A 16402-nucleotide genomic window follows, 5' to 3' on the forward strand; every position below is an offset into this window, starting at 1 on the left:
TAAACTCATAAACTAATAAACCCTAAACTCATAAACTCTTCCCTCATAAACCTTAACTCCCCATTGCCGCTTTTTTGGCAGGAAAATATGAAGCAATCATCGTGATAATTACCACTACTAAAGCCGTAAAGAAGAAGTCCCAAAATTGTATTTTTACAGGATAAGCATCAATCAACGCTCCAACAATTCCCATCGAAACTAATCCGTAAGTTTGTTGTAACCAACACAATCCAAAGCCTAAAACCAATCCTACAACTGCTCCCGAAAAAGCTACAATTGCCCCTTCTGATAAAAATATTTTTTGAATCATTCCTGCGTTTGCCCCCATTGCGTAGAGCGTTTTAACGTCTTCTTTTTTCTCAATTGCTAACATTGACAAGGAGAAGAAAATATTAAAACTGGCAATGCCGATAATAAAAGTTAAGGTCAGGAACACAAATAATTTTTCAATCTTAATGGCTCTCAACAGACTGGCGTGCTGTTCATCTTGATTTTGAACGGTGAAACCTCCACCCAATGCTTCTTTTACAGCTTTTTGCACTTGACTAATCTCCTCAGCATTAACCACTTGTATTTCTAAAGAAGTTCGTTCGTCGTTATAATCGAATAGATTTTGAGCAAAAGTCAGTGGAGCAAAAATATAATTATCATCGTATTGTTGTTCAATTGAGAACACACCCGACGGAATCAAACTCATTTTATTAAAAGCATCACTCGAAGTAAAATCAATTGTTTTAGAATTGGTATTTCTTGGATACCATAATTCTAAAGGCGTAAAAAAAGCATCAACATCAACACCTAAAGTAATGGCAACGCCCGAACCTACAATTCCATGACTAATTCCGTTTTCTTTCAGTTTTAATTTACCATCAATCAATGATTTTTTCAGACGGTCTTGTTTCAAAAAATTATCATCTACGCCTTTCAAATTAACCACCATTTGGGCATCACGATAACGTACCAAAACGTTTTCTTCGATGACCTGATTGATATTTTTTACACCATCAATCTTACTCAACTTTTGTACAAGCAATGGCGGACAATCAAAATGTTTGCCTTTAATTGGTGTAATTTTTAAATCGGCATCAAAACTTTTAAAAAGTCCACGCTGAAAGTCTTCCAAACCATTAAAAACTGATAAAACCACGACCAAAGCCATCGTTCCGACACCAACTCCCAACATTGAAATCATGGAAATTAGCGAAATAAACGAGGTTTTCTTTCGTGCAAAAAAATATCTTTTGGCTATGTAAAGGGGGAAGTTCATCAGAAAATATTATTGAGAAAATGAGAATATCAAGCTAATTTCTCTACTTAAAAACAAAATTAAAACCTTTTTCCGTTTAAAACCTTCCTGTCAATTATTTAAAGTCTATAAGATTCAAATTAGACAAATATTTAGTGACCCTATTTAAACTTTTGCTCTTATTTTTTGCAGAATTAAATATTTATTTCTTTCTTGAAGAAGATTAATAGATATTACGCTAAACCATGAAAATTATAGCCATTCACAATACGTTATGGACTCACTACAAAGGCGATATGTATTCTCGTATATACAAACGTCTCGAAGCAACAAATCAATATGATTTTAGTGTAATTCATTTAGCCACTACCGAACATGGAAGAAGTGTTTTGGGCAATGCAGATTTGAATGAACACCAATATCCTTACGAAGTATTATTTGATACAGATTTAGAGAAAGTTTCGTCTAAATCCAAGACAACTCACCTCCTCAAAAGAGTCATTTATCATCGTCCACAATTAATTTATTTGAATGGCTACTATGATGTATCTTATTGGGCAGTAATTGTTTATGCCAAAACAAAAGGTATCAAAATCATTATTGATAGCGAATCCAATGAACAGAGTCGGGAAAGAATTTGGTGGAAAGAAAGCCTCAAAAAAGTAATTCTGACACAGTTGGACGGTTATTTATGCTTAGGGACAAAAGCAACTGAATACTTACTAAAATTAGGTATTAAAAAGGAGAAAATTCTAAGTACAAGAAACATAGGTATCGCCAATGATAAAGTTTCAGCCTTATATAAAACAGCTTATGCCCAAAGAAATCACACAAAAGAACGCCTAAATCTTCCACAATTTAATTTTATTTATGCAGGAAGATTTAATCCTATCAAAAACCTAAAAATGCTCATTGAAGCCTTTGGAGAAATTTCACAAACACATCCTTTTTCAAAACAGTGGGGATTGATTTTAAGTGGAGATGGTACTGAAAAAGAAGATTTAAAAGCGTTGGTTCAATCGAAAAAACTGGCTAATATCTTTTTTCTTCCCTCCTGTGAATGGCACGAAGTTCCCGCACGATACGCACTGGCAGATGTTGCCGTTTTGCCCAGTTTGTTTGAACCTTTTGGCTTTTTAGTGAATGAAGCACTCGTTTACGGAATGCCCATTATTGTGTCAAATAGATGTGGAAGTGCTTATGATTTAGTAAAAGATGGAGAAAATGGTTTTGTATTTGAACCTACCCTAAAATTTGAACTCATGGAAAAAATGCAAACCATGATGAATCAATCTGACAACCTAAAAACAATGGGACAAAAAGGACAAAAATTAGTAGAAAAATTTCATCCTGATGCCATTTGTGAAGATATTATTAACGCATTCGATACCGTCCTAAAACCATAAAACTATGATAAAAAAAATACTCGTAACGGGTGGAGCTGGCTACATAGGCTCGCAATTAGTAAGAATTTTACTTCATGAAGGCTATTTTGTAAGAACGATTGATTCGTTGAAATTTGGAGGAGATGCCTTAATTGATGTATTTAATCATCCACAATTTGAATTTATAAAAGGTGATATTTGCGATGAAAAGGATATTCGGACAGCTTTAAAAAATATGGATGCGGTTTGTCACTTAGCAGCCATTGTGAGCGACCCAACTTGTAAAGCCTTTCCCGAAGAAGCAACGATTGTTAATGTCAATGCGTCTATAATGTTACACAAAATTGCTCAAGAAATGAACATCAAACGGTTCGTATTTACCTCTACTTGTAGCAATTATGGGAAAATGACCGACCCTAATTTATTCCTCGACGAAACTGCTGATTTAAGACCTGTATCGCATTATGCAGAAACAAAAGTGGCTTTTGAACAGTATTTATTAACACAACCTAACACCAATATTTGTTCTACCATTCTTAGGTTTTCAACAGTTTATGGAATATCGCCACGTACACGGTTCGATTTAACAGTCAATGAATTTACGAGAGACGTTAGCGTTGGCAATGATTTACAAATTTATGGAGAAAAGTTCTGGCGACCGTATTGTCACGTATATGACTTAGCGAATGCCGTTGCTTTAGTCTTAAAATCAGAGGAAATTTTAGTTAGAAATGAGGTTTTCAATGTTGGCAATACCGAAGAAAATTACACCAAAGAAATGCTTTGTAACGAAATCAAAAAAGTTATTCCTGAGATGAAAGTCAGTTTTGTTCATAAAGACGAAGACCCCCGTGATTATCGGGTAAATTGTGATAAAATCAAGCAAAATTTAGGCTTCAACATCACAAAAAAAGTACCTGATGGCATTGCAGAAATTCACCGTTTAATTCAATCAGGTTTAATAGAGGACTCATTTTCAAATAAATACAAAAACCTACAATCATAATGATACCATTATCAGTCCCTAACCTATCTGGCAATGAGTGGCTCTACATAAAAGATTGTTTAGATACCAATTGGGTTTCGGCAACGGGTTCGTATGTAGATAAATTTGAAAAACTTATTGCTGAGTACACCCAAACAAAATATGCCGTAGCTGTAAGTAGTGGCACAACGGCTTTGCACATTAGTTTGTTGTTGGCAGGAGTTAAACAAAACGATTTAGTCATTACCAACAACCTGACCTTTGTAGCAACTGCCAATGCCATTAAATATTTAAAAGCAGACCCAATTTTGATGGATATTTGTCCTGATACATGGCAAATTGACACCAATTTATTAGCCCAATTTTTGGATAAAGATTGTGAATTTATAGATGGTTTCTGTTTTCATAAAGTGTCTAAAAGGAGAATTAAAGCCATTTTGCCAGTTCATGTTTTAGGAAATATGGCTGATATGAAATCTCTTGTAACATTAGCCGAAAAATATAATTTAACCATTGTAGAAGATGCAGCAGAATCTTTAGGCTCGCTTTATCACAAAAAACACGCTGGTAATTGGGGACAAATGGCAACGTTAAGTTTCAACGGCAATAAAATAATTACGACGGGAGGTGGCGGAATGATTTTAACCAATGATGAAAAACTTGCCAAAAAAGCTAAACATTTAACAACACAAGCCAAAGCCTCTTCATTCGACTATTTTCATGATGATTTGGGTTACAATTACCGTTTAGTAAATATTTTGGCGGCAATGGGCGTTGCTCAGGTAGAACAATTACCTCAATTTGTGGAAAGTAAACGAGCAATTGCCACTAAATATAATGAGCAATTAACAAAAATAGAAGGGGTAAAAATCCAAGAAATTAAGGATAATGTGTTCAGTAATTGTTGGCAATATGTAGCTCTCTTTCCCAATAAATTGGAATTGATAAAGCATCTCCAAAACGAAAAAATCGAAATCCGTCCGTTATGGATTCCGATTAATGAATTGCCCATTTTTGCTAAAGATTTATATGTAAGTGATTTGAACAATGCCCAGCAAGTATCTCAAATGGGGCTTATGCTTCCGTGTTCAACTTCCATTACCGACCATGAAATTGAAAAAGTCATAGCATCAATATTGACTTTTTACCAAACCTAAACCATGAATCAATATGTCAAACTTACCTGTATCTGCAATTATTATGGCTGGAGGGAAAGGTACACGCTTATTACCTCTTACCAAAAATTTACCCAAACCACTCTTAAAAATCAACCAAAAACCCATTTTATCATGGATTATTGAATTACTTTGGGAGCATCAAATTACTGACATTTCGGTATCGGTTAGCTATTTGGCAGAATCTATTGTTGAATTTTTACAACAAGACGAACAGTATGATTCTATCAAAATTCTTACAGAAGCAACCCCTCTTGATGACATTGGCATTTTAGGAATTACTAACCCCAATTTCTTTGAAAATGATTCGCTTTTGGTTATCAATGCTGATTTATTTACCAATATCAATCTGAGTAGTTTTTATCATAATTTTCTAAAAAACGGCTCAGACATGGCTATTGCAACATTTATTTACAAAGCCGTAATCCCCTATGGTTTAATTAGTTCAGAGAACAATCAAGTCATTCGTATTGATGAAAAACCTATTTTAGAAATGGAAGCGAATGGCGGAATATATCTTTTCAAAAAAGAGCTTTTACATTTAATTCCAAACGATAAACCTTATAATGCTTGGCAATTTATCAATCAATTACTCAATGAGAAAATTTATAAATTAAGTGTATTTTTGATAGAAGATTTGTGGATTGATATTGGCTCGAAAGAGAGTTACGAACGAGCAGAAGAAGCCGCTAAAAAATTAGAACGTGAATGTGTAGAATAAATAGACTTCCTGCGAAAGTGTTTTAAGTCGTAAAACAACATCTTTTCGGCTACAAATAACGAAAATATACCATTTTTCAATCATAAAACACTTTCGAAGGAAGTCTAATAAAATGGGCAATATTTCAGATAAAATACTGCCCATTAATGCTAATCTTCAATTTCCTCACCTTCTTTCAAAGGCGGAATGTCTAATTGTGAAATAACAGCGTCCATGTGAGCAGCGTATTCGGCGGTATCATCAATAAAAAATTCAAGATTGGGTACAATACGCACTTGATTTCTAATTTTATTGCCTAATATTCCTCTGATTACTTTCGTCTTTTCACGAATATCTTGTAAAAGCCCTTGCTTGTCGTTGGTGAGCATAAAACTCAAATACGAACGTGCAATTGATAAATCGGGTGTCATTTTTACGTCAGTTATCGTTACAAAGGCATTTCCGAAAGTGCTTCGCATATCTTTCTGAAAAATTTCGCTTAAATCTTGCTGTATCAATTTAGCGAACTGTTGTTGTCTTTTAGATTCCATTCTTAATTTTTTAGTAAGCGAAAAGTGAATACTCCAACCGTCTAAATTTGAAACAGTTTTCGCAAAACAATCCTATTAATTTAATAAACGAAAGACCAAGTTTTCTTTTATATCAAACCTGTCTTCAGTCTCGTTTTATAATTTTAACTTTACAAAGTTCGGAAATATTTTCTGAAACCTTAACATTTTATCTCGACACTACATATTCAATTAACATGAAAACATTTCAGATATATTCTAAATTTAAAATAGTATTGGCTGTTTCTGTGCTTAGTCTAACATTTCTTTGTTTGCAATGTGCCACAGAAAAGACCACAGCACAACAAAATACTAAGTCTGTTGCTTCTCCCCAAAAAAATGAACCTATTGCTAATTTCAAGACAGAATCTCCCAATGAAGGAATTGGTGAAGTGGTCACTAAATTTCCTGCCACATTAGCCACCGTTCCCATTGAAAAAAAGGCAGAGACATTTTCTCCTGAACGCTTCGCAAATGTTGTTTACCCAACACATCTTGACAAAAACTTAGGATTTTATCTCCCAAATTGGATTGTAACTTTACATACTTCTCTTTCAAAAGTTTATAAGCAGAAAGGGATTCCGCTGAGAAGTAGAGGAATTTGGGGTTCATTAGATTGGAAAGAACACAATATAGAAGGTACTGAATGGAATTTCTTTATTAATCCAGAAAACGGACAAGCCTATAAAGATAATTTTAATACCCGTAAATCGGTGAATATGAATACATTTTCGTCGGCTTTACCCATTGAAAAACGTTTGCAAACGGGTGACGTTGATTTGAATAATTGGGATAAAAAATCAGAAGATGAATTGGCTCTTATGGGGCATAACTTTGCCCGTGCAACCGAATTTGGAGATTATTTTGTAGGCGGGAAACAACGCATTGGCTTAGTAGATATTGACTGGGAAAATGACTACGAAAACGGTTCTCACCCTCGAAAAGCCCTTCGTTTCATTAAATCCGTTTGTGATAATTTACAAGGAATTTTTCAAGCTATGTACGTTCATCCAATCGTTTCAGATTATGGTCATTTAACTAAAAATGGATACCCAGATGCCAACGGAAAGATAAGAGACGGGGATATTAATCCACTTTATACCAGTCATGAAATGTTGGACGGAGTTGATTATCGACTAACAGATTCTGAGAATTTTGCTCCACTTTTAGAAATGTCTCACTACGGAGAAACCACTATGCACGGTTTTAATGATGGCGTAAGAATGTTAAATGCTTACGGCAACAATTCTAATATTGAACATTATTTAGCAAGAGTTACCAGCATGGCTGAAAAAAATTATAGTTATCTTCATAGTCTCGGAAAAGATTTATGTTTTATCCAAGCGAAACTTATTTGTGACAGAGGCGGAAATGGCTGGCAATACAAAGATGGAAATCGTCAAGGAGGCGGTGGTAAGGTAGATTTATCGCATTATTTAACTCGTGACCAAGCCTTCAAATCAACCATGGCAGTTTTCTTTTCGGGTTTACATTTTCATGAATGGAACAGACCCATTCCGAACTTAAATGCTGATAGTTACAACGGTTTTCAGTTTGCCTTGAATTTATTAGGAACAAGAAAACAATTCTCTGAAACTGAAAAAATATCAGCGGTGGACATGAGAACAGCTCAAGCTGAATTTCATTTGTGGAAATCAAAGTATAAATTTGTAGGAGAGAGCAATTTTAGACAGGAAGAAGGCTATAAACTGAAAGACAATACCGATAATTTATTAGTCAGAACAATGCGTTTAGGTAATAAATTGGCAATTGTCGTACTGAATCCTTATAATGTTGCTACTAAATTTAATCTTACGGTGGCTTGTACAAATGGCGGGAAAACGATTGAAAAATCCTTTACAGCAGCCGATTGGCAGTCATGCTACCCCAACGAAGCCCGTAAAGATTATATTTTTGATATAATTGAAATGAAATAAGCTGTTAGTTATTGGTTATCGGTAATTAGTTATTGGGGAGAAAATCTAAGTCCAAATTTTACCACTACTAACCAATAACTAATCACTAATAACGACATAAAAATATGCTCAGTTTTTTTAAGGTAAATGCAGTTTACCAAATTTTCAGTTTATTGATTTTGCTTATACTTATCCGTGTACCTGTGTATTTGGTGGGTCTGCCCGAGCTAATTCCAGAATTGCAATGGATGTTGGTTGGCGAGCAAATCAATAAAGGCTTCGTGATGTATTCTGAGATTTGGGATAACACCGCCCCGCTTTCGGCTTTGGTTTATGCTGGACTTGACGGTATTTTTGGGCGTTCGCAAACGGTTTATCAATTGGCTGCTTTGGCGGTGGCATCATTTCAAGTTATTTATTTCAATGTGGTAATTAATAATCGTGACATTTTTGCCAAACGTAATTATGTTCCGGGTTTAATTTATTTGCTTTTCCTCAATATTTCCTTCGACTGTTGTACGCTTTCGCCCGTTTTGATGGCGACGACTTTTGTATTAATGGCATTTGGAACAATGGTACGTCAAATTAGTCGTTTGCAAGCAACAGATGAGGTTTTTGAGATTGGGTTTCTTATTGGTGTGGCTTCCTTGTTTTATCCCCCTGCTTGTATTTTCATTCTTTGGGCGGTTGCTTCAATGCTATTCTTTAGTGGGGCAACACTGCGTCAACATTCATTATCAATCTTTGGTTTTTTGTTTCCGTTGTTGCTAACCGCTTTATTTTTCTATCTCGACGGAACATTTGAAGCATTTTCAAGAAATTTCATTTCATCGGTTTTCCAAATCAGACAATATAACCTCAACGACTTCAAAACGCTTTTAGCAACCTTGCTTTTACCTTTTGGCTTAGGAATTTTAGGTTTTTTGAGATTAGTAAATGCTTTCGGTTTCAATAACTTTCAAATCCGTTGTCAGCAAGTAATGATGCTTTGGGCAATTGCAGGAATTGTTTCCATTGGTCTTATGCCATTTTTAGCACCTATGCAATTCATCATTTTTGTGCCTGCTTGGGCATTTTTCACCATTAATTTTTTCAATACATTCAAAAAGCAATGGTTGGCAGAATTGATATTTCTGGGTACATTCGGAGCTATTTTATTGATTCATTATCAAGCTGTTTATGCCACAGGTTCAGAAGGTTTTGTTCAGTTGAAAAACCTAAAATTAGGGCAAAAAACGGATATAAAAATCCAAAACAAAAGAGTTTTAGTATTGGGCGATGGCATGGAAGAATACAAAAACAACTATGCCGCTACACCTTATTTGAACTGGAATTTAGCCAAATATGAATTAGAAAATCTCGATAATTACGATAATGTAATCAGTATTCTTCGCAATTTTGAGAAAGATTCTCCCGAAATTATTATTGACAAAGTAAACCTTGCTCCCAAACTTTTTAAAAGAATTCCTGCTTTAGAAAGACGCTATAAATTGGTAGAAAAAGGTGTTTATAAGCGAGTTTAAGGTTTTTTGTTTTATTCTCTGTTTTGTCATTGCGAGGCACGAAGCAATCTGTTAGCTTACGAGAGAAAAAAAATTCATACTTGTTTTATCTGTTTTGTCATTGCGAGGTACGAAGCAATGACAACACTCAAACCCACAAAACCCATGAAAGCCTATAATCCACAATGGTCAGCCAATGAATCAACTCAACAAACTGCTCAGAAGTGGTTTAGAATCGGCTTTTTACGTCAGGAGCAAGTCTTAGAAGTTCAAAAAACTTATCCCTTAGATTTCTATAATCCAAGTGGTTTCTTGAAAATTGGACTCTTCATTTTCACCATTTTAGCGGCTTCATTTTCTACAAGTATTATGACATTATTTTTTATTGCTCCTTTTCAAAGCAATGAAAAAATGGCTATTATCATCGAAGCCTTTGTTATCGGAATAGTATTTACTTTTGTTCTTGAATCACTTATTAAAAGCCGAAAACTGTATCATTCTGGTATCGACAATGCTTTGCTTTACATGGCTTTAGGGGCATTTTGTACCGCTATTTTCTTTATTTTTGAACAATCTCACCCTGCTACTTGGCTTTTTTTGTTGATTTTTCTCCCATTTTTCATCATTTCCGTTATTCGCTACGCTGATTTAGTCGTTTGTTGTATTTCGTTTTTTTTAACGTTATCCATACTTATTAGTTTGGCACTAACTTCTACTTGGGGAAAAACATTCTTGCCATTTATCGTCATGATATTTTCCGTTGGAATTTATTTTCTAATTAAAAGACTCAGCAAACGAGACGATTATTTGTACTACGAACAATGTCTGGGTATTGCTAAAACGCTTTCCTTAGTATGTTTTTATTTAGGTGGAAATTATTGGGTGGTTAGAGAAGGCAATGCACTCATTAACGATTTATCGGGGGCTGCTTCCCCACAAATTGCCTTTGCTCCTGTATTTTATTCCTTCACTTTAATAATTCCTTTCGCTTATATTTTCTTCGGATTACGCAATCGTGACCGTCTGATACTCATCATTGGAATGCTTACTGCTGGATTTTCCGTATTTACCTATCGCTATTATTTTGGATTTCTTCCTACCGAAATGGCTCTAACCATAAGTGGATTTTTATTAATTGCTTTATCAGGTGGATTGATTTATTACCTTAAAAATAATAAAAATGGTTTCACTTATCAGCCAGATGATGAACGAGAAGGCATGAATTTAGAAGCCTTATTGATGTCAGAAGTTGTTCAGTCGAAAATTCCACAACAAGGTGAAACTTTTCGTTTCGGTGGTGGTGATACTGGCGGCGGTGGTGCAGGCACGACTTATTAATTTTATAATTTTTAAAATAAAAAATAGAACATTTTTGTAATTTTTTAAGGAAAAACACTCATTTTATTGACTTATTTCGTGAATTATTTTCAAAAATGTATATTTGGTCTTTAGTTATTGGTTACTGGTAAATTGGTTATTAGCGTATTGATTGTTTAACTATTAAAGATTAGTCAAACTTGGCTTTTCAAAAATAGCCAATCACTAATAACAGATAACAGATAACCAATCTACCAATAACCAATTCCCAATTATAAACTAACAAATGAAAACTGTCAACTCTTACAATTTTGCTGGCAAACGTGCCTTAGTTCGTGTAGATTTTAACGTTCCTTTGAACGAACGTTTTGAAATTACAGACGACACTCGTATCAAAGCTACTATTCCTACAATCACAAAGATTTTAAATGATGGAGGTTCGGTAATTTTGATGTCGCACTTAGGTCGTCCGAAAGATGGCCCAACTGACAAATACTCACTTAAACACCTTGTTACACCGCTTTCAGTGGTATTTGGTCGTCCAGTAAAATTTGCAGATGATTGCATCGGAGAATCTGCTCTTGAGCAAGCTTCTGCTTTACAAGGAGGTGAAATTTTATTATTAGAAAACTTACGTTTTTACAAAGAAGAAGAAAAAGGAAATGTTGAATTTGCTGAGAAATTGTCAAAATTAGGCGATGTTTGGGTAAATGATGCTTTCGGTACAGCTCACAGAGCTCACGCTTCTACGGCAGTTATTGGTCAATTTTTCCAAGACAGAGTTTCAGGCTTTGTAATGCAGGCTGAAATCGACAATGCACAAAGAGTTTTAGAACACGCTGATAGACCATTCACGGCTATTATGGGTGGGTCAAAAGTTTCTGATAAAATTTTATTGATTGAAAAATTATTGGATAAAGTTGATAACCTTATCATTGGTGGTGGTATGACTTATACTTTCACATTAGCGGAAGGTGGTAAAATTGGTAAATCAATCTCTGAGCCAGATAAAGTAGAATTAGCAAAAGAGCTTTTGAAAAAAGCGGAAGAAAAAGGCGTAAAAATTTATATGCCAGTTGATAATTTATGTGCTGATAAATTCTCAAATGATGCCAATCGTCAAGTAGTAGCAACTGGTGAAATTCCTGATGGATGGGAAGGTTTAGACATCGGTCCAGAATCAGCAAAATTATTCAAAACGGTTATCGAATCTTCAAAAACTATTCTTTGGAATGGTCCAATGGGCGTTTTTGAATTCCCTAACTTCGCAAACGGAACAAATGCTATTGCTGATGCAGTAGTAAAAGCAACTGAAGAAAATGGTGCATTCTCATTGATTGGTGGTGGAGATTCAGCTTCAGCAGTAAACAATGCAGGTTATGGCGACCGTGTTTCTTATGTATCAACAGGCGGTGGTGCTTTGTTGGAATACATGGAAGGTAAAACTTTACCAGGTGTAGCTGCTTTAATGTAGCAATTAGTTACTGGTTATTAGTTACTGGTTACATCAATAAAACCAACAACTAATAACCAGTAAACAATCACTAATAACCAACTTTCACTCCTGCCCCGACGCCTTGCGTTATTCCTCCTCTCAAATCCAATTTCTTAGTATTCCCTTGATAACCATTTGGTAAATTTACTACGTAGATTTATTCAAAAGGAGCAGTTTTTCTACACAATACCCCCATTCGCCAAAAACAAACTGAAAGCTAATACCAGTTTTAAATATTCGGTGCGTATTTTACGGAAGTCCTCCTTCAAAAGGCTACGGTTTATACACAAGTGTTTGAATATCGGTCAAGCCTACGGCTTTTTTATTCTATAAATTTGTGTATAAACCGTAGCATTCAAAACGAAGACTTCCGTCGAAACTCATACACGCAATATCTTTTTAAAATTAGTATAAACCCTAAATAATTATCTTTGAGGAAATAATGTTGAGTATATTCTTTCGTTATTACTCACTCAATCACCAATCAGTTAATCGCAAATAAAAGTGAACTTCCAACAACTTCCAATACAAACCTCTGCTCAATATTTACTGAATGATAGCCGACAATTATCGTCACCACAACGTTCTATCTTCTTTGCAATCAAGGGTTTACATCATGATGGACACCAATTTTTAGATGACCTTTACCGAAAAGGAATCAGAGAGTTTGTCGTTGAACGTAATGCTCTCACTCCTACCCTTTTACGGGAACTCGACCGTATGCCTGAGGCTAAAATTTGGCAAGTTGAAAACAGCATTTTGGCGATGCAAGAAGTTGCTAAGCGTCATCGAGAACAATATAATTTCCCGATTATTGCCATTACAGGTAGCAACGGAAAGACGGTGGTTAAAGAATGGCTTTCGCAATTATTGAGCAATCGTTTCAAGGTGGTAAAAAGCCCAAAATCGTACAATTCTCAAATTGGTGTGCCTTTGTCGGTTTGGCAAATGAACGAAACGCATAATTTAGGCATCTTTGAAGTTGGCATTTCTCGTCCAGAGGAAATGACAAATCTTGAAAAAGTTGTTCAACCACAAATCGGGATTTTTACTAATATTGGCAATGCTCACAATGAATTTTTTGAAGGGAATTCTCAGAAAATCAGAGAGAAACTTTTACTTTTCAAAAATGCAAAACAACTCATTTATTGTGCCGATTACGTAGAAATTGATGAGATTATTAAGAAAGAGTTTTCTATTCAAAATCCTGATTGTGAACTCATTAGTTGGTCGAGAATAGCACGTACCACAGGACTCTTTCCTGTGACTCAACACGGGAAAGATTCCCGTGCTACTGACATTCAAGCCAATTGGATTACAGAATATCAAAACACCAAAGTAACACTTAATTTTCCTCAACAAACAGAAACTTTTGATGTTCCATTTACCGACGAAGCCTCTATTGAAAACGCCATTCACTGTATTGTTACGCTTTGGCATTTAGGTTATAATTCGGTTGAAATTCAGGCACGTTTGCAGATACTTCGTCCTGTTTCTATGCGGTTAGAATTGAAGCAAGGCATTAGAAACAATTATCTCATTGACGATACTTACAACAATGATTTAGCAGGTTTAAACATTGCGTTAAATTTCTTATCTCAGCAAAAACAGAGAAACAATAAAGTGCTGATTTTAAGCGATTTATTAGAAACAGGAATTCCAGAAAAAGACCTTTATTTACAGATTGCTCACCTCATAAAACAGCGTCATCTCAACCAATTTATCGGTATCGGTGAAGTCATTTTTAGAAATAAATCGCTCTTCCAAAGTATTAAAAATAATACCGAAACTCAGATACAGTTTTTCAAAACAACGGTTGAGTTTTTAGAAAGTGAAGCCTTAAAAAATATTCAAGAAAGTGTTATTTTGGTCAAAGGTGCAAGACGTTTTGGTTTTGAATCAATCGTAAACCGTTTGGTACAAAAAACGCATCGGACGGTTTTAGAAATCAATCTTGATGCCGTGACAAACAACCTCAATTATTTTCGTGATAAAATTGGTCAAAAAACCAAAATCATGGTCATGGTCAAGGCTTTTGCGTATGGTTCGGGCAGTACAGAAGTTGCCAATTTACTCCAATTTCATGGCGTTGATTATTTGGCGGTTGCCTATACCGATGAAGGCGTTTCGCTTCGTCAAAATGGTATTTATTTGCCCATTATGGTCATGAATCCTTCTGAAAATGACTTTGAGCAATTGGTAGAATTTTCTCTTGAACCCGAAATTTATAATCCTAAAATATTAAAACAGTTTTCAGAATACATTGATAATCGCAATATTAGCTCAAAAATTCATCTAAAATTAGATACAGGAATGCACCGTTTGGGTTTTGAACAAGAACAATTGCCCGAATTAATTGCAACCTTACAGTCGAATCCTAATCTTTGGGTTTCTACTATTTTCAGCCATTTAGCGGCGGCAGACGAAGACAAATTTGATGATTTTACGCTTCATCAAGTAGAAGAATTTACCAAAATGTCGAACCAAATTTCTGAGGCTATTGGTTATGTTCCGTCTCGACATTTAGCCAATTCCGCAGGTATTGCTCGCTTCCCAGAAGCCCGCATGGATATGGTGCGTTTGGGCGTTGGTTTATACGGTTTGGCGGCAAAACCCGAAGACCAAGAAAACCTAATGACCGTAGGAACATTAAAAACAGTAATTTCTCAAATAAAACATATAAAAAACTCAGATACAGTTGGTTACGGCAGAAAAGGCGAATTAACGAGAGATACTAAAACCGCTACCATTGCCATTGGATACGCCGATGGTTTCGACCGTCGATTTAGTCGTGGTGTAGGTGAAGTATTGATTCACGGACACCGTTGCAAGGTCGTCGGAAATGTGTGTATGGATATGACGATGGTGGACGTAACGGACGTGCCACACGTACAAGAAGGCGACGAAGTAATTATTTTTGGCAATGACCTGACGATGATTGAATTAGCCAATAAAATCGGCACAATTGCCTACGAAATATTGACGAGTGTTAGCCAAAGAGTAAAACGAGTTTTTTATCAAATGTAGGGGCAAATAGCATTCGCCCAATATTATTCGATGACGGGCGAATGCTATTTGCCCCTACTTTAAAATCTTTTTAATATTCAATAGAAACATAATTACTCCCACGCCCGAAAGCAAAAAGTAGTACATCGCAAGAGAATATACGAGGTCATTATCGACTGAAAAGACCAATTTGAATAAAATATAAGTCAAGGCGATGTAGCCGTAAATTGTTCCCATCAAAAGGAAAATGTAGGATTGCGTTTTGCGGGCGTACAAGAATAATCCAACGCACAAAATCAGCGTAATGAAGGCATAAATAAACCAAAGCGATTGGCTAAACATACCCGTCAAAGCAGCGATTAAAGTCAAATTACTGCCCAATAAAAGGTAGGTAAACGAAAAGTGTTTTTTCAGATTTTTGTATTCAGAAATTAAGCCCGTCGCCGATAATCCCAATCCCAAAACGATAGCAGTATTGATAAAATGCGGAGCCGAAAAATCATTTTGCGACAATACCGAAAGCGGAGCAATAGACACACCCACCCACGACGCAAAAGCCGTAATTGCCATAGAAAGTACTCCACGGTGGTCGAAAAGGTAAGCACTAAAAAAGAATAAAATAGCGGGTAAAATTGTCACCAAGCCATATTTCGTACCAAATAAATCGTACTGAAATTGCAGATAACCCTCCAAAATCAAGAACGAAGTACAACCTAATAAAAGAGCAAAATCAGCGAAAGTATGGGCATTTTTAACCTCCTTCCAAGTAAAAGGCTGACGTTTCCAAAACACAAAACCAAAACACGCCAAAGTAATCAACGCAATCAAAGCCACAATTACTCCGTGACCAATGGTGTCTAAATTTTGGTAAATCAACACGCCCAAACCACCCGTCAACAAAGTAATTCCCAAATACAAGACCGTCCGCAATTCATAATGAAGCGAAAAGGGTTTCTGCTTTTCATACTCCAAAATAACAGCACTTTGTTCAGAAGAAATAATGCCTTTTTGTTGGAGGTCATGGAGGATTGTTTGGGTTTGCATAGTTTTAAAAATTGGATTATAACGTGAAGATACCTAAAAAATATTCTCCTTCAAATATCACA

General features: G+C 35.5%; 12 protein-coding genes. 9 read left to right on the top strand and 3 right to left on the bottom strand.

Annotated features, from left to right (window positions below; translation table 11 throughout):
* Positions 1 to 52: 52 nt before the first annotated feature.
* Positions 53 to 1267: an ABC transporter permease gene (locus LV89_RS11220; RefSeq protein WP_109742989.1), complete on the bottom strand. Its 1215-nt coding sequence runs from the start codon at positions 1265 to 1267 to the stop codon at positions 53 to 55.
* 224 nt (positions 1268 to 1491) lie between these two features.
* Here LV89_RS11220 and LV89_RS11225 point away from each other — a divergent pair, with 224 nt between their 5' ends.
* From LV89_RS11225 to LV89_RS11240, 4 genes are read left to right on the top strand one after another with little or no spacing between them, the layout of a single operon-like run.
* Complete coding sequence (locus tag LV89_RS11225; protein WP_109742990.1) at positions 1492 to 2652, top strand: glycosyltransferase; 1161 nt, start codon at positions 1492 to 1494, stop codon at positions 2650 to 2652.
* 4 nt (positions 2653 to 2656) lie between these two features.
* Positions 2657 to 3637, top strand: coding sequence for an NAD-dependent epimerase/dehydratase family protein (locus LV89_RS11230; RefSeq protein ID WP_109742991.1), 981 nt, complete (start codon positions 2657 to 2659; stop codon positions 3635 to 3637).
* Positions 3637 to 4773: a LegC family aminotransferase gene (locus LV89_RS11235; RefSeq protein WP_109742992.1), complete on the top strand. Its 1137-nt coding sequence runs from the start codon at positions 3637 to 3639 to the stop codon at positions 4771 to 4773. The genes LV89_RS11230 and LV89_RS11235 overlap by 1 nt, the downstream gene beginning before the upstream one ends.
* A gap of 13 nt (positions 4774 to 4786) precedes the next feature.
* Positions 4787 to 5512: a sugar phosphate nucleotidyltransferase gene (locus tag LV89_RS11240; protein WP_109742993.1), complete on the top strand. Its 726-nt coding sequence runs from the start codon at positions 4787 to 4789 to the stop codon at positions 5510 to 5512.
* A 149-nt stretch (positions 5513 to 5661) separates the two neighbouring features.
* On the opposite strand, the gene LV89_RS11245 is transcribed toward LV89_RS11240, so the two are convergent.
* The gene (locus LV89_RS11245; protein ID WP_109742994.1) at positions 5662 to 6042 is read right to left on the bottom strand and encodes a ribosome-binding factor A; all 381 of its coding nucleotides are present in this window, start codon (positions 6040 to 6042) and stop codon (positions 5662 to 5664) included.
* A 215-nt stretch (positions 6043 to 6257) separates the two neighbouring features.
* On the opposite strand from LV89_RS11245, the gene LV89_RS11250 reads away from it, so the two are divergent.
* The 5 genes from LV89_RS11250 to LV89_RS11270 all read left to right on the top strand — a co-directional run bounded on the left by LV89_RS11250 (position 6258) and on the right by LV89_RS11270 (position 15317).
* A complete protein-coding gene (locus LV89_RS11250) occupies positions 6258 to 7997 on the top strand; it encodes a hypothetical protein (protein ID WP_146199144.1) in 1740 nt (579 codons plus the stop codon).
* Positions 7998 to 8101: 104 nt separating this feature from the next.
* Positions 8102 to 9499 carry a hypothetical protein gene (locus LV89_RS11255; protein ID WP_109742996.1) on the top strand — a complete coding sequence of 466 codons (1398 nt, stop codon included), beginning with the start codon at positions 8102 to 8104 and terminating at the stop codon, positions 9497 to 9499.
* 117 nt (positions 9500 to 9616) lie between these two features.
* Entirely contained in the window at positions 9617 to 10816 is a 1200-nt protein-coding gene (locus LV89_RS11260) for a hypothetical protein (protein WP_109742997.1), read from the top strand.
* A gap of 265 nt (positions 10817 to 11081) precedes the next feature.
* Positions 11082 to 12269 (top strand): phosphoglycerate kinase, encoded by a 1188-nt coding sequence (locus LV89_RS11265; protein WP_109742998.1) that lies wholly within the window; start codon positions 11082 to 11084, stop codon positions 12267 to 12269.
* Between the two features lie 525 nt (positions 12270 to 12794).
* Positions 12795 to 15317 carry a bifunctional UDP-N-acetylmuramoyl-tripeptide:D-alanyl-D-alanine ligase/alanine racemase gene (locus tag LV89_RS11270; RefSeq protein ID WP_109742999.1) on the top strand — a complete coding sequence of 841 codons (2523 nt, stop codon included), beginning with the start codon at positions 12795 to 12797 and terminating at the stop codon, positions 15315 to 15317.
* Between the two features lie 54 nt (positions 15318 to 15371).
* Here the strand turns inward: LV89_RS11270 and LV89_RS11275 are convergent, their stop codons facing one another.
* Complete coding sequence (locus LV89_RS11275) at positions 15372 to 16340, bottom strand: DUF2157 domain-containing protein (RefSeq protein ID WP_109743000.1); 969 nt, start codon at positions 16338 to 16340, stop codon at positions 15372 to 15374.
* Positions 16341 to 16402 lie beyond the last annotated feature (62 nt).

The organism is Arcicella aurantiaca, assembly GCF_003148625.1.
Classification (GTDB): Bacteria; Bacteroidota; Bacteroidia; order Cytophagales; family Spirosomataceae; genus Arcicella; species Arcicella aurantiaca.

Coding starts and splice junctions, on each gene's coding strand:
- LV89_RS11235 (WP_109742992.1), top strand. CDS start 3,637: ATGATACCATTATCAGTCCCTAACCTATCTGGCAATGAGTGGCTCTAC.
- LV89_RS11250 (WP_146199144.1), top strand. CDS start 6,258: ATGAAAACATTTCAGATATATTCTAAATTTAAAATAGTATTGGCTGTT.
- LV89_RS11220 (WP_109742989.1), bottom strand. CDS start 1,267: ATGAACTTCCCCCTTTACATAGCCAAAAGATATTTTTTTGCACGAAAG.
- LV89_RS11275 (WP_109743000.1), bottom strand. CDS start 16,340: ATGCAAACCCAAACAATCCTCCATGACCTCCAACAAAAAGGCATTATT.
- LV89_RS11255 (WP_109742996.1), top strand. CDS start 8,102: ATGCTCAGTTTTTTTAAGGTAAATGCAGTTTACCAAATTTTCAGTTTA.
- LV89_RS11225 (WP_109742990.1), top strand. CDS start 1,492: ATGAAAATTATAGCCATTCACAATACGTTATGGACTCACTACAAAGGC.
- LV89_RS11265 (WP_109742998.1), top strand. CDS start 11,082: ATGAAAACTGTCAACTCTTACAATTTTGCTGGCAAACGTGCCTTAGTT.
- LV89_RS11240 (WP_109742993.1), top strand. CDS start 4,787: ATGTCAAACTTACCTGTATCTGCAATTATTATGGCTGGAGGGAAAGGT.
- LV89_RS11260 (WP_109742997.1), top strand. CDS start 9,617: ATGACAACACTCAAACCCACAAAACCCATGAAAGCCTATAATCCACAA.
- LV89_RS11230 (WP_109742991.1), top strand. CDS start 2,657: ATGATAAAAAAAATACTCGTAACGGGTGGAGCTGGCTACATAGGCTCG.
- LV89_RS11245 (WP_109742994.1), bottom strand. CDS start 6,042: ATGGAATCTAAAAGACAACAACAGTTCGCTAAATTGATACAGCAAGAT.